Genomic DNA, 16,160 nt, shown 5'->3' on the forward strand with positions numbered 1-16,160 from the left:
GCTTAGCGGAAAGTTCTTTTACCCTCAGCCGAAATGCCTGCCGTTGCTAGACATTGCCAGCCAGTGCCCGTCACTCCCACTCGAATATCAACGGGCACAAAATACATCGAAATAACAGCTAGTTAGAAATGTCACCTTTCTCGATACCATTATCTATACCATGCGCAGAATTTTTTTGATTTTTTGCTACTCGTCTACGTTTTAGTTCTGCTTTGGCCCAGGCAGAGGATTCTTGCATATCACGACGAAGCTCTTGTATCTCTTCAACACTAAGCCGTCGCGGACCTGAGGTAATTCTATCCATATTGTTCCTCCAACTTGTCGCAGTACATTTTTAAAACGCATCAAAACATGAGTTACCAGCAAGAGACCTTAGGGATATTTTTAGATTGTTTTTCATACACATCTTGAAAGCCATCAATACCGCCCAAAGGTTATACAACGAGGAATAACCTCGTTAAATAAAAGGATCAAATCATGGGTTTGAAACCAGGGCCAAAACCAATAGCCAAGTCGACTGGTAAACCAGATCAACGTCGACGTGACAACAAAAAAACTCCAGGAAACACTCCGGGCTTAAAGCCGAGTAAATCCTCGACCAAGTAACTCATCCCTAATGCCGAGTCAGTGTAAGTGGTACTGACTCTTGTTCTAAATATTTTTATACCAAAACAGCTTCTAACATTACAACTTTGACGCGATACAGTTGTCATCAGTTAACCAACTTCGTGCAATAATCAATCATGCCCCTAGCCCAAATAAAATACTTTTAATACAATTACTTAAAAAGGGAAACCAAAAATAGCTCAATAAATAATGTCAAACTCTAGCGTCTATACGCGCTCTAACACCTATTGATTGAGAGTATGATATGCTATGTATGGAGTAGTGTATTGATTTCAAATAAGTAATATTTTGCTAAGGGGTGGCATAGTGAGCATTCTTGTTGACAGAGTTCGCATCAGCGGATTTAGAGGTATATCGAATTTAGAACTTTCATTACCGAAAACGGCTGTTCTTATTGGTATGAACAATGCCGGTAAAACTTCAGTAATCAAAGCATTACAGCTATCCCTTGGCGACTACTCTCGCTACCTTACCGATGAAGACTTCCATATAGATTCGAATGATAAACGCTCCGATGCAATTGTAATAGATATCAGGATTATTCCTGTAGATACTTCGGGGAAAAGAGAGACAATATTCGACGATATATGGTTAGAGGAATTTGGAGAAAAGATTCAACAAGAAGCAGCTGGGAATCAGTTTTTTGCAATGAGAACAATCGCCACTCAGGATACAGTACGGGGTGGTTTCCAGCTCGAAAGGTACTCTCTAGAGCAATGGGTTGCAGAAAACTGGATAAATGAAGCTGTTGCAAATAAAAATAAAATAAGAAACCGTATACGCTCTATGCCATATGTACCCATAGATGCTCAGCGAGATTTACATAATGAGTTGAAAGAGCGCTCTTCATTTGTTGGAAAGGTATTATCAAGCGTTGAGTACAACCCTGAGGATGTCGAAGCACTCGAGGAACTTATATCAGAAGTAAACCAACAAGCCATAGATAAAAGTCAACCGCTAACAACTTTAAAAGGACATCTAGACTCTCTGAGTCAGTCTTTTGATGGCAAAGGAAAAGCAGAACTGTCACCATTTCCTAAAAAAATTAGAGATCTATCTAAAAGGTTCAGCATCCATTTCGGAGAAGAAGGCGGCAACTCATATTCAATGGAGTATCACGGCATGGGTACTCGAAGTTGGGCATCAATGCTTACAGTAAAAGCAATGGTTGAGCTGATGGCAAAAAGTCATGAAAACGAAGCCGAACCATTTTTTCCAATAATAGCAGCTGAAGAACCCGAAGCTCACCTTCATGTTAATGCTCAGAGAACACTATTTCAGCAATTATCTGAGATTGATGGTCAAGTTATCGTAAGTACACACTCACCATACCTCGCATCTATGTCTGAACTTTCTGATCTAAGAGGATTATATCGGTCAAGGGGAGCTATATATTCAACCCAATTAATTAGCGGCTTAGATAGAGAAGATATAAATATCTTACGTAGAGAGGTTATGAGAGTCCGTGGCGATATACTATTTTCCAAGGCTATAATCCTTTTCGAAGGTGTTTCCGAAGAACAACTAATACCTGCAATGTTTGAGAAACACTTTGGCTACTCACCTTTCTCTGTTGGAATAAGTTGTATAAGTGTTGCTGGGAAAAATTATAAGCCATTTTTGAAAATGGCGTGCAGTTTTGCTATACCGGTGTTTATCGTTAGTGATAATGACGGAACTACAAAAGATGAAGTTGAATCTCAATTAAATAAAGTTCGAGACGAAACACCTATAAAGCTGACCGCAGATCAATTTGGCATTAGTTACTTAAATGAAGGGAATGATATTGAGGCTGAACTTGTTAGCCTCGATATGCGCGAAGAAATTAACCGTGCAATGGTACTTGCCGAAACTAGAGGCCGTGATATACCAGGCTGGGTAGCCGCAAAAACTCAAGAAATTTCATCATTAGATTCAAATCAAATTATTGAAAAAATGAGGGGTTCAAAAGCTTCTTACGCTGGTTTTTTATCCGAAGTTATCTCTTCCAATCCAAATGGTAAGCAGTCTGAACAACTAATTCCTCAAGCAGTTATCGATGCATTTAATAAAGTTAAGGAGTGGGCACTAAATGATTAATCTTTCATCCGCACAATCAGAAGTTGTACAAGCTCCTATTAATTCTGCACTTCAAGTTTTAGCGTCCGCAGGTTCTGGAAAAACTAGGGTTTTAACAGAAAGAGTTCGTTTTCTACTAAATAGCTCACCCAAAGGAAGTGTAATAGCCTTAACTTTTACTAATAAAGCAGCTGAAGAAATGCAGCAACGTCTGTCAAACTGCGATTTGGCAGAGAATAGGACTTGGATATCTACAGTTCATTCAGTAGCACAGCGTATTTTAGAACAATATGGGCATACTATTGGCTTACCAAGTGAACTACATATTTATGAGAGAGATAAAGATCGTATGGAGGTCTTTCTCCAGTCATTACGTGAAGATGGCATCGATATCGATAATTACCTTAATGTTTCCGACCAAAAAGAATTGAAGAGCAGAGAACAAGTTCTATCTAATTACATGGAAGCTTTTTCGATTATAAAAAGAGAGTTGATGACGGAGGATGAAGCCAATAATCGATTTTCAAATAACGTAAGTATATGGAAGTACTTTGAAGATTATCAACGAGCTTTGTTAAACAGTAATGGCATTGATTTTGATGATATTCTTGTTTACGCACATAGAATATTATTAACTCAAGATTGGGTTGGTAAGATATATAGAGCAAAGTATAAATACGTTTGTGTTGATGAAGCTCAAGATCTTAACAGAGCTCAGTATGAGTTTATTAAGGCCTTCTGTGGCGATCAGATAAAAAGCGTGATGATGGTTGGTGACCCTCACCAAATGATTTATGGATTTAATGGTTCATCATCAGATTATTTAACAAAATACTTTGTTAACGATTTTTCTCCTCTCAGATTAGAACTAAAAGAGAACTACAGAAGTACAAAAGCTGTCATTGAAGTTGCAAATAGGCTTAAGCCAGGAACACAAACTGTAAATAATTTAGCTCTGAACGGTATATTTCAAATTCAACGATTAAGTGATGAGAATGAAGAAGCTCAATGGATAGTTGATAATATCAATAACCTCTTAAACCTAAAGAATCATCCTGAGATTGAAGGCGAAATATCGCTGAATAGAATTGTAGTTATAGCTAGAAATAGATTTGTATTCAAAAAGCTTGAAGAAGTTCTTGTTGGCGAGAATATTGACTATCATCTAAGAAAGAGCGAAAGAGGGAATGAGCCAACATCATTATTTGGTAAAGTTCTAGATTACTCTATAAGACTAAAATTAAACTTCAAAGATTGGGTTGACGGAAATAAGCTTTGTAAAATTTTAAACGTAGAAGCTCCTAATAACTGGGATAATAAAGAAATTCTAACATCCCTATCAGAAAAGGTAATATCTGGAAAATTACATAACAAAGATCTATTATATCTAGTTTTGAAAGAAGTTTCTTCTCTTGATGTATCCGCTCCTAATATACGAAAACTTGTCAGAGATTTGGGAGAAAAAATCCAAGATATTGCGAAAAAAGAAAGCAATAATAGTGCTAAAATTGAGGATCTAAAACTAAGCATGGAGGAATTAGAAGAGTTTCGACATTCTTGGACAAAATTCAAGAAAAAGGGGTTGGGAGAAACATTATTAGCATATAGAAATGCAGTATCTCTTGGACAAATAACAGAAGAACATGAAAAAACAGGACTAACATTAAGTACAGTTCATACAATGAAAGGTCTAGAGAAAGACATTGTATTTCTCATGGGAATGTGTGAAGGCGTTTTTCCCGATTACAGAGCAAATTCCGAAAAGAAAGTAAATGAAGAACGAAATAGTGCATTTGTTGCTGTAACAAGGGCTAAAAGATGGCTTTATGTAAGCTATCCTCAATATAGATTAATGCCTTGGGGAGATACAAAATACCAAGCGCCATCTAGGTTTATTAAAGAAATGCAAGGATCGTGAACATATTGGCGACTGGACTTCACGGCGGGCGAAACCTACAGGGCGACTTCCTGGTCGATGAGCTCTAGGACGGCCAGCCTGATAGCTGCCTGACGCATTGCTTGCTGAACTTCGATATTATATGTGGTTGTCATGTGTCAACTCTCTGACAGGTGGTATGTGAAAATGCGGGCTGGTGCACCATCACCGGCCCGTGTGCTTTCTAACTACTTGTGTCGGCCAAACCGCCAGCGTCTCATTTTGTCGATTTGATCGATCGATCTCGTCATGTCCTTGTAAGCACGCCCGGCCAACCTGTTTTGGAATACCTCCATTTTGTCGGCAATGGCTTTCATCTTCGGGCCGTGTCCGGTGCTGTGCAGCCACTGCCCAAAAAAATAGAAGGCCAGCATCACAATGAACATCACTGCGAAGAACCCAATTACCTCCGCAAGGTTTTGAGGTGGAAAGTTAAACTCCATAATCAGTAATCCTTATTTAGTTAGGCCATGCGACCTTTTTAACAAAGCTGGCAACCTCTTCGTTACGCTCCTGCTGGCGTTCCTGGGCATATGAAACGTAGTCCTCAACATCGAAGGTGTGCTTTTCCGGATCGCGCTCTTGCCATTCTACGTGTGCTTGACGGGCTTCTTCCTGGTCCTCACTGGATAGGTCATCAAAGCCGCCGGTTTGATTCATCCAGCCAGTACCGCCACCGCCTAAGCTATCGTTGTCAAATGCAGGTGAAGCGTCGTCAGTCGCCCTCCTGGTCATCACTATCCCCGTCATCTTTCGTATTGTTTCTGATCGAGCTGGCTAAACGGCCTCCGGTAGTGCCACTGATTCTATCCCCGGCTATATCACCCATTCCCTTCATCAAATTCGCACCGGTATCCGCTGCAATACGCCCCGCTTTTACAGCGCTGCCTTTAAAGCCGCCAGAGGATTCGCCACCACTAGAAGATTGACCGGAAGCTTGGGAAAAGGAGCCAGCTTCATCAGAATCGCTGCCACCGCTAAATGCTCCGCCCAGGCTCGACATAACGTCAGTATTGTTCGCTACGTTCTCACCCGCTTTTGCAAATGCAGCTTGAATAGCAGACGCACCGCCGGCGGTAGCCATTGCTGCACCGGCAGCCATACCGCCAGTGGCAACAGCCGCTCCGGCCATCGCTCCGGCACTGATACTGCCAGCACCTGCCGCCGCGCCGCCTCCAGGAACTAGGCTGGCGACCACATTGGGAACCGAGTGAATGAGCATCACAAGAACCAGTGAAACGACAAAGATCACCAGCAGTTCACGCATAGGGGCATCATTGGATAGATCGGCATAGAAACCGTCCATGATCGACATGGCAATGCCAATGAGCAACGTCATTGTCATCAACTTCAAAGCAACGCCCAATACGCTTTTGAAGTAGTTGATTGCTATATCTGAAGTCCAGCGCGAACCACCAAAACCCAGTACGAAGACACCGGCATAGATCAATATCCAAGCCGTCACCAAGGCCAACAACACATTGGCCGCCACTACCGCCATACATGCCAAAATTGCCAACGTGATTAAGAAGATAGACAAGTTATCTATCGGGCTTGTGATGCTGTAGGACTCACCAGCTTTCACAATAATGTCGAACGCAATACTAATAGGCTCTGACGGGGTTAGATCTCTCGGAAGGCCACCGGCTTGAGCACCGATCATTCTCAACGAGTCGATGATTGATGTCGCAAAATCTGGGCCGTTTCTGAGCAACCAGAGAAAGAAGCCAAACGTCAGGATGAAGCGCACGAACTCGGCAAAGAACTCTCTTATATCCGCTTGTTTAAGGATTAAGGTCCCGCCAGTCCAAACAAGGGATATAGTACCCAGCGTCCAGAACAGCCAGGCGGCATAGTTTGTAATTACCGTGCCCCAAGTAGCACTGGCCGTCATGAAACGCACGGCCACTTCATCCAAGACACCATTAGGCTCAATGGCCGCTGATGCTGTTTTCGAAGTCAGTAAAACGATCAGAGTCATCACAAGTCGAATGAATACCTTGCTCATGATTAGAACCCCTTGTTCTTGGAGCGGTCAGTGGGTTCGCCCATATCCCAAAAGCAATGTCCTTCTTCCCTCCGCTCTTTCGTTAGGTTTGGGTTGTCACAGTTGATCGTTGCAGGCTTTGGCCCGTCATCTTCACCGCACCCCACCAGAACGAAAGAGGCCAGCGCACTAACGATAAAAACTCGGGTGATATTCTTCATGATTAAAACCCCCTGTTTTCTGAGCGGTCGGTTGGCTCGCCCATATCGAACAACCTTTCACGGGACGCTTGATATTGAGCTTCGCGGTCAGCATCCGCCTGCATTCGAGTGCCAACGGCATTCTGCTGAGCAATCAGCAGGCTACGGATTTGAAGGAGCTGGTTAGCCTGGTTGCTGGCGAGCTGATTGGCGTAGCCAATAGCGGCCAGTTGGCCGTCTGCGCCCTGGGCAGCAGATTGCAGGCGGTTAAGTTGTCGGGCGTCAGCTTCAAGATTGTCTTGCTGCTGCTCCAGTCCCTTAAACAGCGCGTCGTTGGCCTTCTTCTGCGATTCAGACGCCAGGCGACGGTTCTCAGCCATCGCGGCTCGTTCGGCATCACTGCATCCCACCGCCGAGAAACAAGGAGAGCTGCGGTAATAGGCCACGTCCTGGAACTTGCCCAGGTAAGCATCGAGGCTGCCAAGCTGGTTCTGGTAATAGGCGAGCGTGTTGGTCGCCTGGTTCAGATCGTTGATGGTGCGCTGCGCCTGGTCCCAAATATAAGAAGCCGGGGCCATTGAGTTTTGCAGCATATTTTCGTACTGCTGCAACTGGGTTTGATATTGCTGAATTTGTTTAGCAGTCTGTGTAACAGCTTCCATTGCCGACATTATGTTTTGTACTAAATTCGTACCGTCAGCAACCGGAATCCCCGCATATACAGGATTGGAAAAGTTTAACGCCAAGGAGATAGCAAGCACGGGAATTTTAGCCGCTAAAATTTTTCGTTTTAGCATAATCAATTACTCTTAGTTGTTATGACTAAAAGTTGCATTCACCAACCTGTAGGGCTCGATCCCTACTCCTGCCGTTTCCAGCGGTGAATGTGGGCCTTTTCAGAGATAGCTCGCCACTTACTATCCCGGCGCCCGACCTGCGCGACACCGTAAAACGCGCGGCCAAATAGGGTTAAACATCGGTGTTATTACCAACCGAAGCGGTTAGGGCTTCCGTCGATTCCTTTGCCATCACATCAACGTGATCGGCTCTTATGTTGTCGTTTCGCCTTTTTAGCAGCCTGCTCAGCTTGGAGCTTAGCTTTACGCTGCTCTAGTGCTGGCATGACCACAGCTTTTTCAGGTACAGGACCTGACTGTATCGCTAAGACCTCTAACTGAGATAGGTTTTGCAACCAGCCACGGCGTGAAGGTGGCACTTTGCCAATCGGTAACACGCCAAGCTTATCAGACCGCTTGGCCCTGTTATTCTGGGCCATTAATGCCTGACGACGGCGTTCAAGTCCTTGATCGGCAAATTTGATAGACAGATTGCCATCTACCGCCGCCTTGATTACTCGCGCCTTGAACTCAGGCGAACCATTCACGGTAATACGATTACCGTAACGCTCTATTGCTACCTTTAGTGCAGCTAAGACACAGGTTTGGTTGGAAGCCGTCAACACTTGTAGACGCTCACCATCATCACGCACGGCGCTGTTACCTGCTCGATAAATAATGGTGCCTTTTTTCGTAATCGTATCGACCGTTGCTTTGAGATCTGCCTGAACTGCATCCCCGTTCAGTGTGTTGCCTTTAAGCTTTTGTGCAGCCTCTCGGCTACGTAGCGCTTTGAGGGCTTCTCTATCTCCCTGTAATGCCTGGCTCTTTAACCAATCCGCCCAGGCTTGGCGTTTATTGCTTTGATATATCGTTTGCCGTTGCTCTTGGTAACGCTTGTGAATGCGCTCAAGCTCGCTTTTCAATGCATTGCTGGCCTGTTTGTACAAAAGCTTCTTTGTAAGCTTATTGCTACCGGTTAACTTAATCGCTGCGCGACGGCCACGCCCTTTCCTCTTGGCGTTATCAACCTGTCGATCTTTATCACGACGAGCCTGTTCAAGGGCTTGCGTTTTACTCTCTTCGGCACGTTTCTGCTCTGCTTGATAACGGGCATATAGCTCGGTGGTATTCACCTTCAAGCGAACAGGTCGGTGTGTATATTGGCGGCTCGGCTTAACAGAATCCGATGCAGTCGCTTCAAAGGGACCAAGGCGCGCTTCGAGTTTGGGTTTAGAAAACTCACGTCCCAAGGTGCTTGCTTTGATGATCGCTTCACCGTCGGCAACGATCACTAGACCATTTCCTCTGGTTCTTAACTGCAAACCATTGTCCTGCATGACCTGGTGCAACGCCTGCCAGCTATTGGCTAATTTAATCTCGTCCATGCATTCGCGCTTCACCCACCCCACTAAGCTTTCAATACCCGAATGCCGCTCCATATCCATCGCACGTGATTCGGCCCCGCGCTTGCGCGGTATGTGATTATCCGGCTGCAAACCAAAATCCTGCTCGATGGCCTCGCACATTTCCGCTAGCTTTTTATGTGGGTAATAAGGCTCATGGATTGTATTTCGCGTGGGATGGATTTTATTGATCGCGATATGGATATGTTGATTGTCCGTATCGTTGTGCACAGCACTGACACGCTGATGTTCTCCATAACCTAAGCCTTGGCAAATGAGCTCTTCTATCGCGGCTAAAGTATGCGCTTCTAACTGTTCACCATTAGGGAGGCTCACTATGAGGTGGTAGGTTTTATCACTCTTCGCTCGGGTGTTCGCGAATTGAGTTGCTAACACTTCGCTGATCGCATCGCGCACGGTTGTCGCTTCACAGTTATTTAAACGAACGTTACCAAGTCGATGCTCTTTGCTCTGGTGATCGGTGATGTAATTCACCAAGCCCGCAAAGTCAGACTTACCTTGCGAACGCATCGGTACATGCTTGGCGATCATTGGTCCGCCCCCGGGCGAAGAATAGACTCCATAAGTGAACTCATTTGATCTTGCGTCGCCTCGATACGATTAAGCACTGCCAAGACCGTATTGGCCCCAACATGTGCCACCTTGGCATCATTACTAAGCCATAACTTCAGCAATCCACCCAGACGTCCTAAGTCACCATTAACCCGCACTAACTCGCGTACATGCTCTGCATCGGTAATTCCCTGGATACGATAGCCTTGGCCGACTTCGCGCAAATAGGTCGAAGCACTGAGCCCTGCCTGTGCTGACATGGATTCGATCAACGCACGCTCTTCCGGTAAGCAATAGACCTTAATCGGTGGGCTATTCTTTCGAGTGATCTTGTTCGTGTTGTTCGCCATGCTTGTCTCCTCTTTCAGGCCCCGCAGGGCAGGATCAACGTTGAGTGCCGAAGGTGCGAATAAGTCATAAGTGAAGAGGCTTCGCCATGCTTGCATGGAGGGCCTACTTCACACATCCTGCCCGCATTTCAACTTTGGTTTTATCACGGAAAGTTATGCATGCCCTTGTGCATTTCTCTGCATTTAACTGTTTATTCCCGTGTAAACCATGTTTACCCGATAAGTCCGATACTTATAGCGATATGACAGCGCACTTATAATGATTCAATAGCGCTAAAATAGCGGTCTACAGCGATTTATGCGTGTTGGCTTTACTCCAATATCACGACACAGAAAAACACAGCTTTCCTAACACTTTCCGCTCTAGGCTAAATTCAAAGCCTTCGTGTTTAACTGCCCCTCAAGTGTCAATGAATGTTTAGACGCCAAGAAAAAAAGAATAAAAAACATTTTATTTTCATGTAATTGAAAATACATAACTTCCCAAAAAATGATTTCATTGACAGTTTTAAGCAGTTTATTTTTATAAATCTTATCCACAATATTTGTTTGCTTAACTACAGGTTAATTTTTATATAGGTATACCTACAGGAAAGTACTATAGGGAGTTCTACAACCACCTGTTATTAAAAAACTTTTTGGCACTTTGCGGGACAGAACATGCGCACTCCGGGACAAAACATGCGTAAGCCGGGACAGAACATGCGCAAAATACCCCCTTTAAAGCGGGACAGAACATGCGTGGATAACTTTCTAAATACCCAGGCTTAATAACATCTAGAATGGTGCGTACATACTGTTTCATACCGTTCACTCTATCGCTTTGTCCGTCGAGGTACTTGTGGAGCACTTGGTTTCAAAAGCAATCCTTTTTCGGTTGAAGTAGCATCTAGCTCTGGCCATGCATACTGAACCTTTTTAAGCCCATCGAGAAACCGTTTTCTGAAATCTCGATGTCCCTGAGGAGTATTAGGGTAATTGGCTCCTATTTGGTCCATTAGTCCTTCCCAGGGAATGACTGTTGAACGTTTTAAATAGCTGACTCGGTATGTTGCCCAGCAATATATATCGAGAGCCATAGGAGAACGCTTAATCAACCGTAATACCCTCATATCTAGAGGAACTGGTTTATCTGTTATCAGTTGAAAAAACTTTGGCGACAGATCTACCCAAGAGCCCCATAATGAATTTTGATCTGGATGCTTTGTGCTCCACCATATATGTGAAACATCCGCTACTCTGGCACCAATCTCATCCTCAGAAATATATTCATCACCTTCATTATGTTCCGTAAACATAACGCTAATGGTGGTTTTAAAAAGTTTGCTCATCTGCTCACGCAAACGCGGAATAGAACCATCTTTCCCCCCAGTTCCCGATAACCCTAGTTCGGCCATAAAGCTTCTCTGAGAATTCCCTAATTCAAGCCTACGCGCCTCTGTCTCACCGATATAACCCTTATCCAATCTGGACTTATTTCTTACTGCTTGAGTAGTCATCCAAACCAGAAGCAAACGTGCATAGCAACCATAAGGCAAACCTACCGATGAGGGGGCCATCATGTGCATTGTGAAATTACCATTCTTGCGACTCCACTCATTCGATTTGGGTTTGCTATGCGGAATGGTTGCTTGAATCAAAAGCCGAGCAATAAAGCCGAGTTCATTAGCCTCCTGAGCACTGTACTCCTGGATTGCTATGATGTTGTCGATATATTTCGTGCTTAGCTCTAGCTTACCGGTGGCACCCGAGGCACTTTTTTGCCGAGTGGTTCCCCTAGCCTGAACATCCGTTACATCTTTAAGCGTCATGTGGACTCAGACTTACCAAATAAAACCGGGTCTTGCGGCTTTTAACGCAGACCTGCGCTTTTCTTCTATCCAGTTCTCCACTTCAGCTAGGTCCCAAGCAACACTTCGGCTGGTCAGAACAATACGACGAGGAAACTCACCACGCTGTTCCAGGTTATAGATGGTTCGATCAGACAAAGGGATCATGCTGAGTAAGGTCTTGCGATTTATCAGCGTTTTGTTTGTCATTGATGGATTCATAACCCTCTCCTTTTCAACATTCTTGGGTTGATAATGCCAGGAGCTGCCTGTAGATTAGACTAATCATTGGACAAAAAAGTTGGATATGAAAAGATTTGAAACTGAGGTAGATGCGTCAGAACGACTAGGTCAGTTTTATATCCCTGTATGGGAGAATTCTGACAAGTCTGTGGCAAATGCCATTCGCATTTTTAGGGAGAAATGGCATTCATACTCGAAAGAGTCTAAAAGCCACAACATCATAAACTTGATTAAACAGGTAATTGATCCCGTGATATCGGAATACTTGAGTAGCCTTCCAAACCAGTATTTGTCCTTTTGCCCTATCTCAAGAGAAAAGTGTAACTATAGTGACCTCATCAAGTTGAGAGGTTTTCGTTATACGGCCGACCAAATTCACTTTTATTTACGCGACTTTGTTGATAAGAGTTCCCATACAGAGCAAGACATACTGTTCATATCGACTCAAGATATGCTCAAATCATTGTTTATGATTTGTGAAGGAAAGAAACCTAATAGATCAAAACTAGCGCCTGATATCAGTTTAAAGTCGGATAAAAAAACACGACTGTGTGCCTTGTGTGGAAGCCCAACAGAGTTTTCACAGTTCATGCATACATGGACGAAACACGGATATATTGAGAGAGAAAACAATGATCGTGACAATGATGAAAAAGACGGAAAGAAAAAGCGACCGGATCTGAGTACGAATTACTGTCTAAACCATCGTCCCAAGCTTCATGATGGTTCTTGGAATTCTCTATATAAGCAAGCCAGACGCTCTGCAGAACAATTTGAGCAAGAAGTCTTGAGATTACGACGCCAAATCGCGCATCCAGACCGTCATAACGCTAAGTCCGGAGATAGATTAATTGATGAGTACTTTTACCACTTCATGCTGGACTCTTCACTGGACCCAACTAATGTGCCCGAGCTGCGCAACTTAGCACGCAAGATGGTAGATTCTCGGCTAACGGACAATAAAAAACGCATGTTGGTTCTTCGCAAACAGAACAAATCTAATGAAAATATTGGTATATTGCTGGGTAAAATCACGGGTAAGCCGTTGTCAAATCAAGCTGTTTCGAAAGCGATAAAATCAATTCGAGAAGAGTTTCTACTATCTGGTTCGAAGACCTAAAAGATTTAGCGGCTAAAATCAGATTACATATCCACTCACCCGGTATGACTTAACACTTTGAGATACGCTTCACTTAGTCATGCTTTCTGACTCGAAAAAATGGCGTCTATAGTGATACACTATACAAAACAAAATGTTATCGCATAATTTTATGGCTATCTTTCACTAATGGTAGTATCTCCAAATGAGATACTACCATTAGTGAAAATTATGAGTTGGTTTGGAGGGCTTGTGAGTTATATAAAGGATTATAATGGTGCTAGCTAAAAGGCTTATTGAAGTTCCTCAATCGGAGCGAGGTGGAGAAATAGCTCAAAGAGGGTTTGATTTTCAAGCCTGCTGGGCTCTTTCTCATATGTTTGAATATGAACTACAAGGAAAAGAGTATGTTTTCGTTTTTGAGTATCATGATGACGTACTTATCCTTGACTCTGCAACAAACCCTCAAAAAGCTACCTTTGCTCAGGTTAAAACTAATGAAAAGCCTTGGACATTGAATAAATTAATTACTGCTACTAAGGCAAAACCAATTTCTTTTATCGGTAAACTTTTTGAGCAAAAAAGAAAGTTTGATAATTCAGACGTTGAATTGATGTTTGTGTCTAATGCCTATTTCAGTTTCGATAAGAGAAATCACTTTAAAGCCACTGATCTCAAAAAAGGAGATCAGGATAATTTAATAGAAAAAGTATCTAAACAGTTATCTAGTACCAACAATTTGGAACTGGCCAAACTAACATTCCTAACTTCCGACTTGAGTTTAGAAGGTCACTCTTCGCACTTAAAAGGTAAAATTTGCGATTTTTTTGAAAGTTATTTTGATGATAATATTGAAATTAATCCATCATCATTTGCTAGAACCCTAGAGAGTGCGTGCAGAGATAGAGCTAAAGTAAGATCATCTGATATTAGAAGTTTTGATGAACTTATTAAAAAGAAAGGGTTTACTTCTGACTTCGTAAAAGAAACTCTTGAAAATATCTGCGCTACAAAATCACTACAACCAGATTGGGAAAGTGCTAGACAAATACTGGCAGAAATGGGAAAAAATACCATTCAATTACTTTCTCTAAAATCAATATTTACTCGTATAAGCATTTCAGTAAAATCATCCAATAGTGTTGAAAAGATGTATTTAGATCAGGCTGATTTACTTTTCGATAAGCAAGCAGCAGAAACATCCATGCATGAGTGTATAGTGAATACGGTAAAATCATTAGAACTTTCCATTCCTGATTATTCCTTGGCGTTAACTGGCCCTCAAAAAGAGTGCATCATTATCTACTCGATAATTAAAAATATCGTAGGAGGAGAGCAATAATGAACCTCATACATTTTAAAAGTATATCTATTATTTCAAGAAGAGATAAAAAAGGGTTTAACTTTGAGTTCTCACCTAAGGTTAATATTATTTTTGGTGAAAACGATACAGGTAAATCCAGTCTAATAAAATCTTTATATTTTACATTAGGCGGAGATTGTCGGATTGATAAAGATTGGAAAGATGACGATGTCATTACCAAAGTATGCATAAGCGTTAAGGGTAAATTATATTCATTTATACGACATAATAAAAGAATATCAATATTTTCAAATTCCGAAGACACAAAGCCTATTGTAACATCTAGTCATATGAGTGCGATCGCAAAGAAAGTAAGAGATATTTTTGATTTCAATCTACAGCTTTCTTATAAAAAAACAGGCAAACAAACTCAGGCCAACCCTGCTTGTTTATATTTACCTTTTTATATTGATCAAGATAATGGCTGGCATACTGTATTATCATCATTTACAGGATTAACCATGTATGATGATTGGCAAAAGAATTCTCTTCAATTTCATTCAGGAATAAAACCTAAAGAATACTACGAACTCGTTGGTGAAATAAAAACGATACAACTTGAACTAGAGGAACTGAGCGCAACACTGAAAGTAGTTCTTGCAGCAAAGAAAAGATTTGAAGAATCTTTTGGACGCGTATTGTTTGATATAGATATTGACTATTACCAAGAGTTACTAAACAAATTTTTAGGAAAGTGCCAGGAACTGAATAGTAAAGAATCAGAGTTCAGGTTACAGCTTCTAGAACTACTTAATAATAGAGACTCAATAGCAAGTGAAATAGAAGTATGCAGAGACCTATTAGATAATTTTGGTGATCACACAAATGATGATGCTGTTGAAAAATATCACATGTTCGAAAGTCGAGAGCAGATTTTAGAAATTCTCCCTCAAATGTATGACGAAAAACAAATTTTAGACAATAAAATCAATACAATTAAGGAAGAATTACGTCAATCTCAAGCCTTAAGTTCAGAATTAAATCTAATGATGAAAGAAGTTCGAGGTGAATTGACCCTACACGATGTAATTAAGTCACAAGCAAGTAAGGAAGTAGAATTCACTTTCGATGAACAAATAAAGAACCTCCATGAAAAAATCGGTGCTCAAACTACGGCTTTAGAATCATTAACAAAACAACAAAATGAGTTTACCGATAAAAAAAGAACACAAAGTATAAATGATGATTTTAAATCATTTTTAGCTATAGCTCAGGATAGATTAGGAATAGGTTCACCTATTATTGCCCCTTTAATACAATATGGAAAAATTACTAAGAGTAAGACAGGAAGCCGAAGTCCGAGATCTATTTTCGCATATCATTATGCTTTACTAAAAACAATGGAAAAACACTCTACAGTAAGTATGTTGCCAATTGTAATCGATTCTCCTAAACAACAAGATTTAGACAAAGAAGGTACAGAAAAGTTAATTTCTTTATGTACAGAAGATCTAGGTGTAAATAATCAAGTTATTATTGGAGCTGTATCACTAGAAAGCAATATGCATGGTTATCATCAATTAGAACTTACAGAAAAGTATAGTCTCCTAAAATCAGATGGTTATGAAAAAGCATATGACGAGATAATGCCTTACTATGAAAAAGGATTATTCTACTGAAACCTTAAAAAAAAGTACCTAATAATGGAATAAA

17 protein-coding genes are annotated in these 16,160 nt (G+C 41.8%); 6 read left to right on the top strand and 11 right to left on the bottom strand.

From position 1 onward, the window contains the following. Positions 1-118 precede the first annotated feature (118 nt). The gene (locus R7P35_RS18480) at positions 119-304 is read right to left on the bottom strand and encodes a hypothetical protein (RefSeq protein ID WP_044366088.1); all 186 of its coding nucleotides are present in this window, start codon (positions 302-304) and stop codon (positions 119-121) included. Positions 305-477: 173 nt separating this feature from the next. On the opposite strand from R7P35_RS18480, the gene R7P35_RS18485 reads away from it, so the two are divergent. The 3 genes from R7P35_RS18485 (at position 478) to R7P35_RS18495 (ending at position 4,603) form a co-directional block, all read left to right on the top strand. Beyond that, complete coding sequence (locus R7P35_RS18485) at positions 478-606, top strand: hypothetical protein (RefSeq protein WP_004395831.1); 129 nt, start codon at positions 478-480, stop codon at positions 604-606. A gap of 327 nt (positions 607-933) precedes the next feature. Further along, the gene (locus R7P35_RS18490; protein ID WP_044366140.1) at positions 934-2,706 is read left to right on the top strand and encodes an ATP-dependent nuclease; all 1,773 of its coding nucleotides are present in this window, start codon (positions 934-936) and stop codon (positions 2,704-2,706) included. After that, the gene (locus R7P35_RS18495; RefSeq protein ID WP_044366090.1) at positions 2,699-4,603 is read left to right on the top strand and encodes an ATP-dependent helicase; all 1,905 of its coding nucleotides are present in this window, start codon (positions 2,699-2,701) and stop codon (positions 4,601-4,603) included. Before R7P35_RS18490 ends, R7P35_RS18495 begins: the two co-directional genes overlap by 8 nt. Before the next feature lie 35 nt (positions 4,604-4,638). On the opposite strand, the gene R7P35_RS18500 is transcribed toward R7P35_RS18495, so the two are convergent. From R7P35_RS18500 to R7P35_RS18545, 10 genes are all read right to left on the bottom strand, one after another. Further along, positions 4,639-4,737 (bottom strand): type I toxin-antitoxin system ptaRNA1 family toxin, encoded by a 99-nt coding sequence (locus tag R7P35_RS18500; RefSeq protein WP_080871256.1) that lies wholly within the window; start codon positions 4,735-4,737, stop codon positions 4,639-4,641. Between the two features lie 72 nt (positions 4,738-4,809). Beyond that, entirely contained in the window at positions 4,810-5,064 is a 255-nt protein-coding gene (locus tag R7P35_RS18505; protein WP_044366092.1) for a hypothetical protein, read from the bottom strand. A gap of 16 nt (positions 5,065-5,080) precedes the next feature. Continuing rightward, on the bottom strand, positions 5,081-5,356 hold the full coding sequence (locus tag R7P35_RS18510) for a conjugal transfer protein TrbL (protein WP_080871257.1): 276 nt from the start codon (positions 5,354-5,356) through the stop codon (positions 5,081-5,083). After that, positions 5,337-6,629, bottom strand: coding sequence for a P-type conjugative transfer protein TrbL (gene trbL / locus R7P35_RS18515; RefSeq protein WP_044366094.1), 1,293 nt, complete (start codon positions 6,627-6,629; stop codon positions 5,337-5,339). Before trbL ends, R7P35_RS18510 begins: the two co-directional genes overlap by 20 nt. A 2-nt stretch (positions 6,630-6,631) precedes the next feature. After that, positions 6,632-6,829: a hypothetical protein gene (locus R7P35_RS18520; protein ID WP_044366095.1), complete on the bottom strand. Its 198-nt coding sequence runs from the start codon at positions 6,827-6,829 to the stop codon at positions 6,632-6,634. A gap of 2 nt (positions 6,830-6,831) precedes the next feature. Next, on the bottom strand, positions 6,832-7,605 hold the full coding sequence (gene trbJ, locus R7P35_RS18525) for a P-type conjugative transfer protein TrbJ (RefSeq protein WP_044366097.1): 774 nt from the start codon (positions 7,603-7,605) through the stop codon (positions 6,832-6,834). A gap of 236 nt (positions 7,606-7,841) precedes the next feature. Beyond that, positions 7,842-9,602, bottom strand: a complete 1,761-nt coding sequence (gene traI, locus R7P35_RS18530; RefSeq protein WP_044366099.1) for a TraI/MobA(P) family conjugative relaxase — start codon at positions 9,600-9,602, stop codon at positions 7,842-7,844. Then, the gene (traJ, locus tag R7P35_RS18535; RefSeq protein WP_020433683.1) at positions 9,599-9,973 is read right to left on the bottom strand and encodes a conjugal transfer transcriptional regulator TraJ; all 375 of its coding nucleotides are present in this window, start codon (positions 9,971-9,973) and stop codon (positions 9,599-9,601) included. Before traJ ends, traI begins: the two co-directional genes overlap by 4 nt. Positions 9,974-10,788: 815 nt before the next feature. Next, on the bottom strand, positions 10,789-11,784 hold the full coding sequence (locus R7P35_RS18540; RefSeq protein ID WP_020433675.1) for a replication protein RepA: 996 nt from the start codon (positions 11,782-11,784) through the stop codon (positions 10,789-10,791). A 12-nt stretch (positions 11,785-11,796) separates the two neighbouring features. Then, entirely contained in the window at positions 11,797-12,024 is a 228-nt protein-coding gene (locus R7P35_RS18545) for a helix-turn-helix transcriptional regulator (protein WP_001069954.1), read from the bottom strand. A 610-nt stretch (positions 12,025-12,634) separates the two neighbouring features. Between R7P35_RS18545 and R7P35_RS18550 the strand changes: the two genes are divergently transcribed. The 3 genes from R7P35_RS18550 to R7P35_RS18560 all read left to right on the top strand — a co-directional run bounded on the left by R7P35_RS18550 (position 12,635) and on the right by R7P35_RS18560 (position 16,126). Beyond that, entirely contained in the window at positions 12,635-13,165 is a 531-nt protein-coding gene (locus R7P35_RS18550) for a hypothetical protein (RefSeq protein WP_225466716.1), read from the top strand. A 253-nt stretch (positions 13,166-13,418) separates the two neighbouring features. Next, a complete protein-coding gene (locus tag R7P35_RS18555) occupies positions 13,419-14,486 on the top strand; it encodes a DUF4297 domain-containing protein (protein ID WP_023622716.1) in 1,068 nt (355 codons plus the stop codon). Continuing rightward, positions 14,486-16,126 carry an ATP-binding protein gene (locus R7P35_RS18560; protein ID WP_023622715.1) on the top strand — a complete coding sequence of 547 codons (1,641 nt, stop codon included), beginning with the start codon at positions 14,486-14,488 and terminating at the stop codon, positions 16,124-16,126. Before R7P35_RS18555 ends, R7P35_RS18560 begins: the two co-directional genes overlap by 1 nt. The last annotated feature ends 34 nt before the right edge of the window (positions 16,127-16,160 follow it).

Source organism: Vibrio sp. Vb0304, assembly GCF_033338995.1.
Classification (GTDB): domain Bacteria; phylum Pseudomonadota; class Gammaproteobacteria; order Enterobacterales; family Vibrionaceae; genus Vibrio; species Vibrio alginolyticus.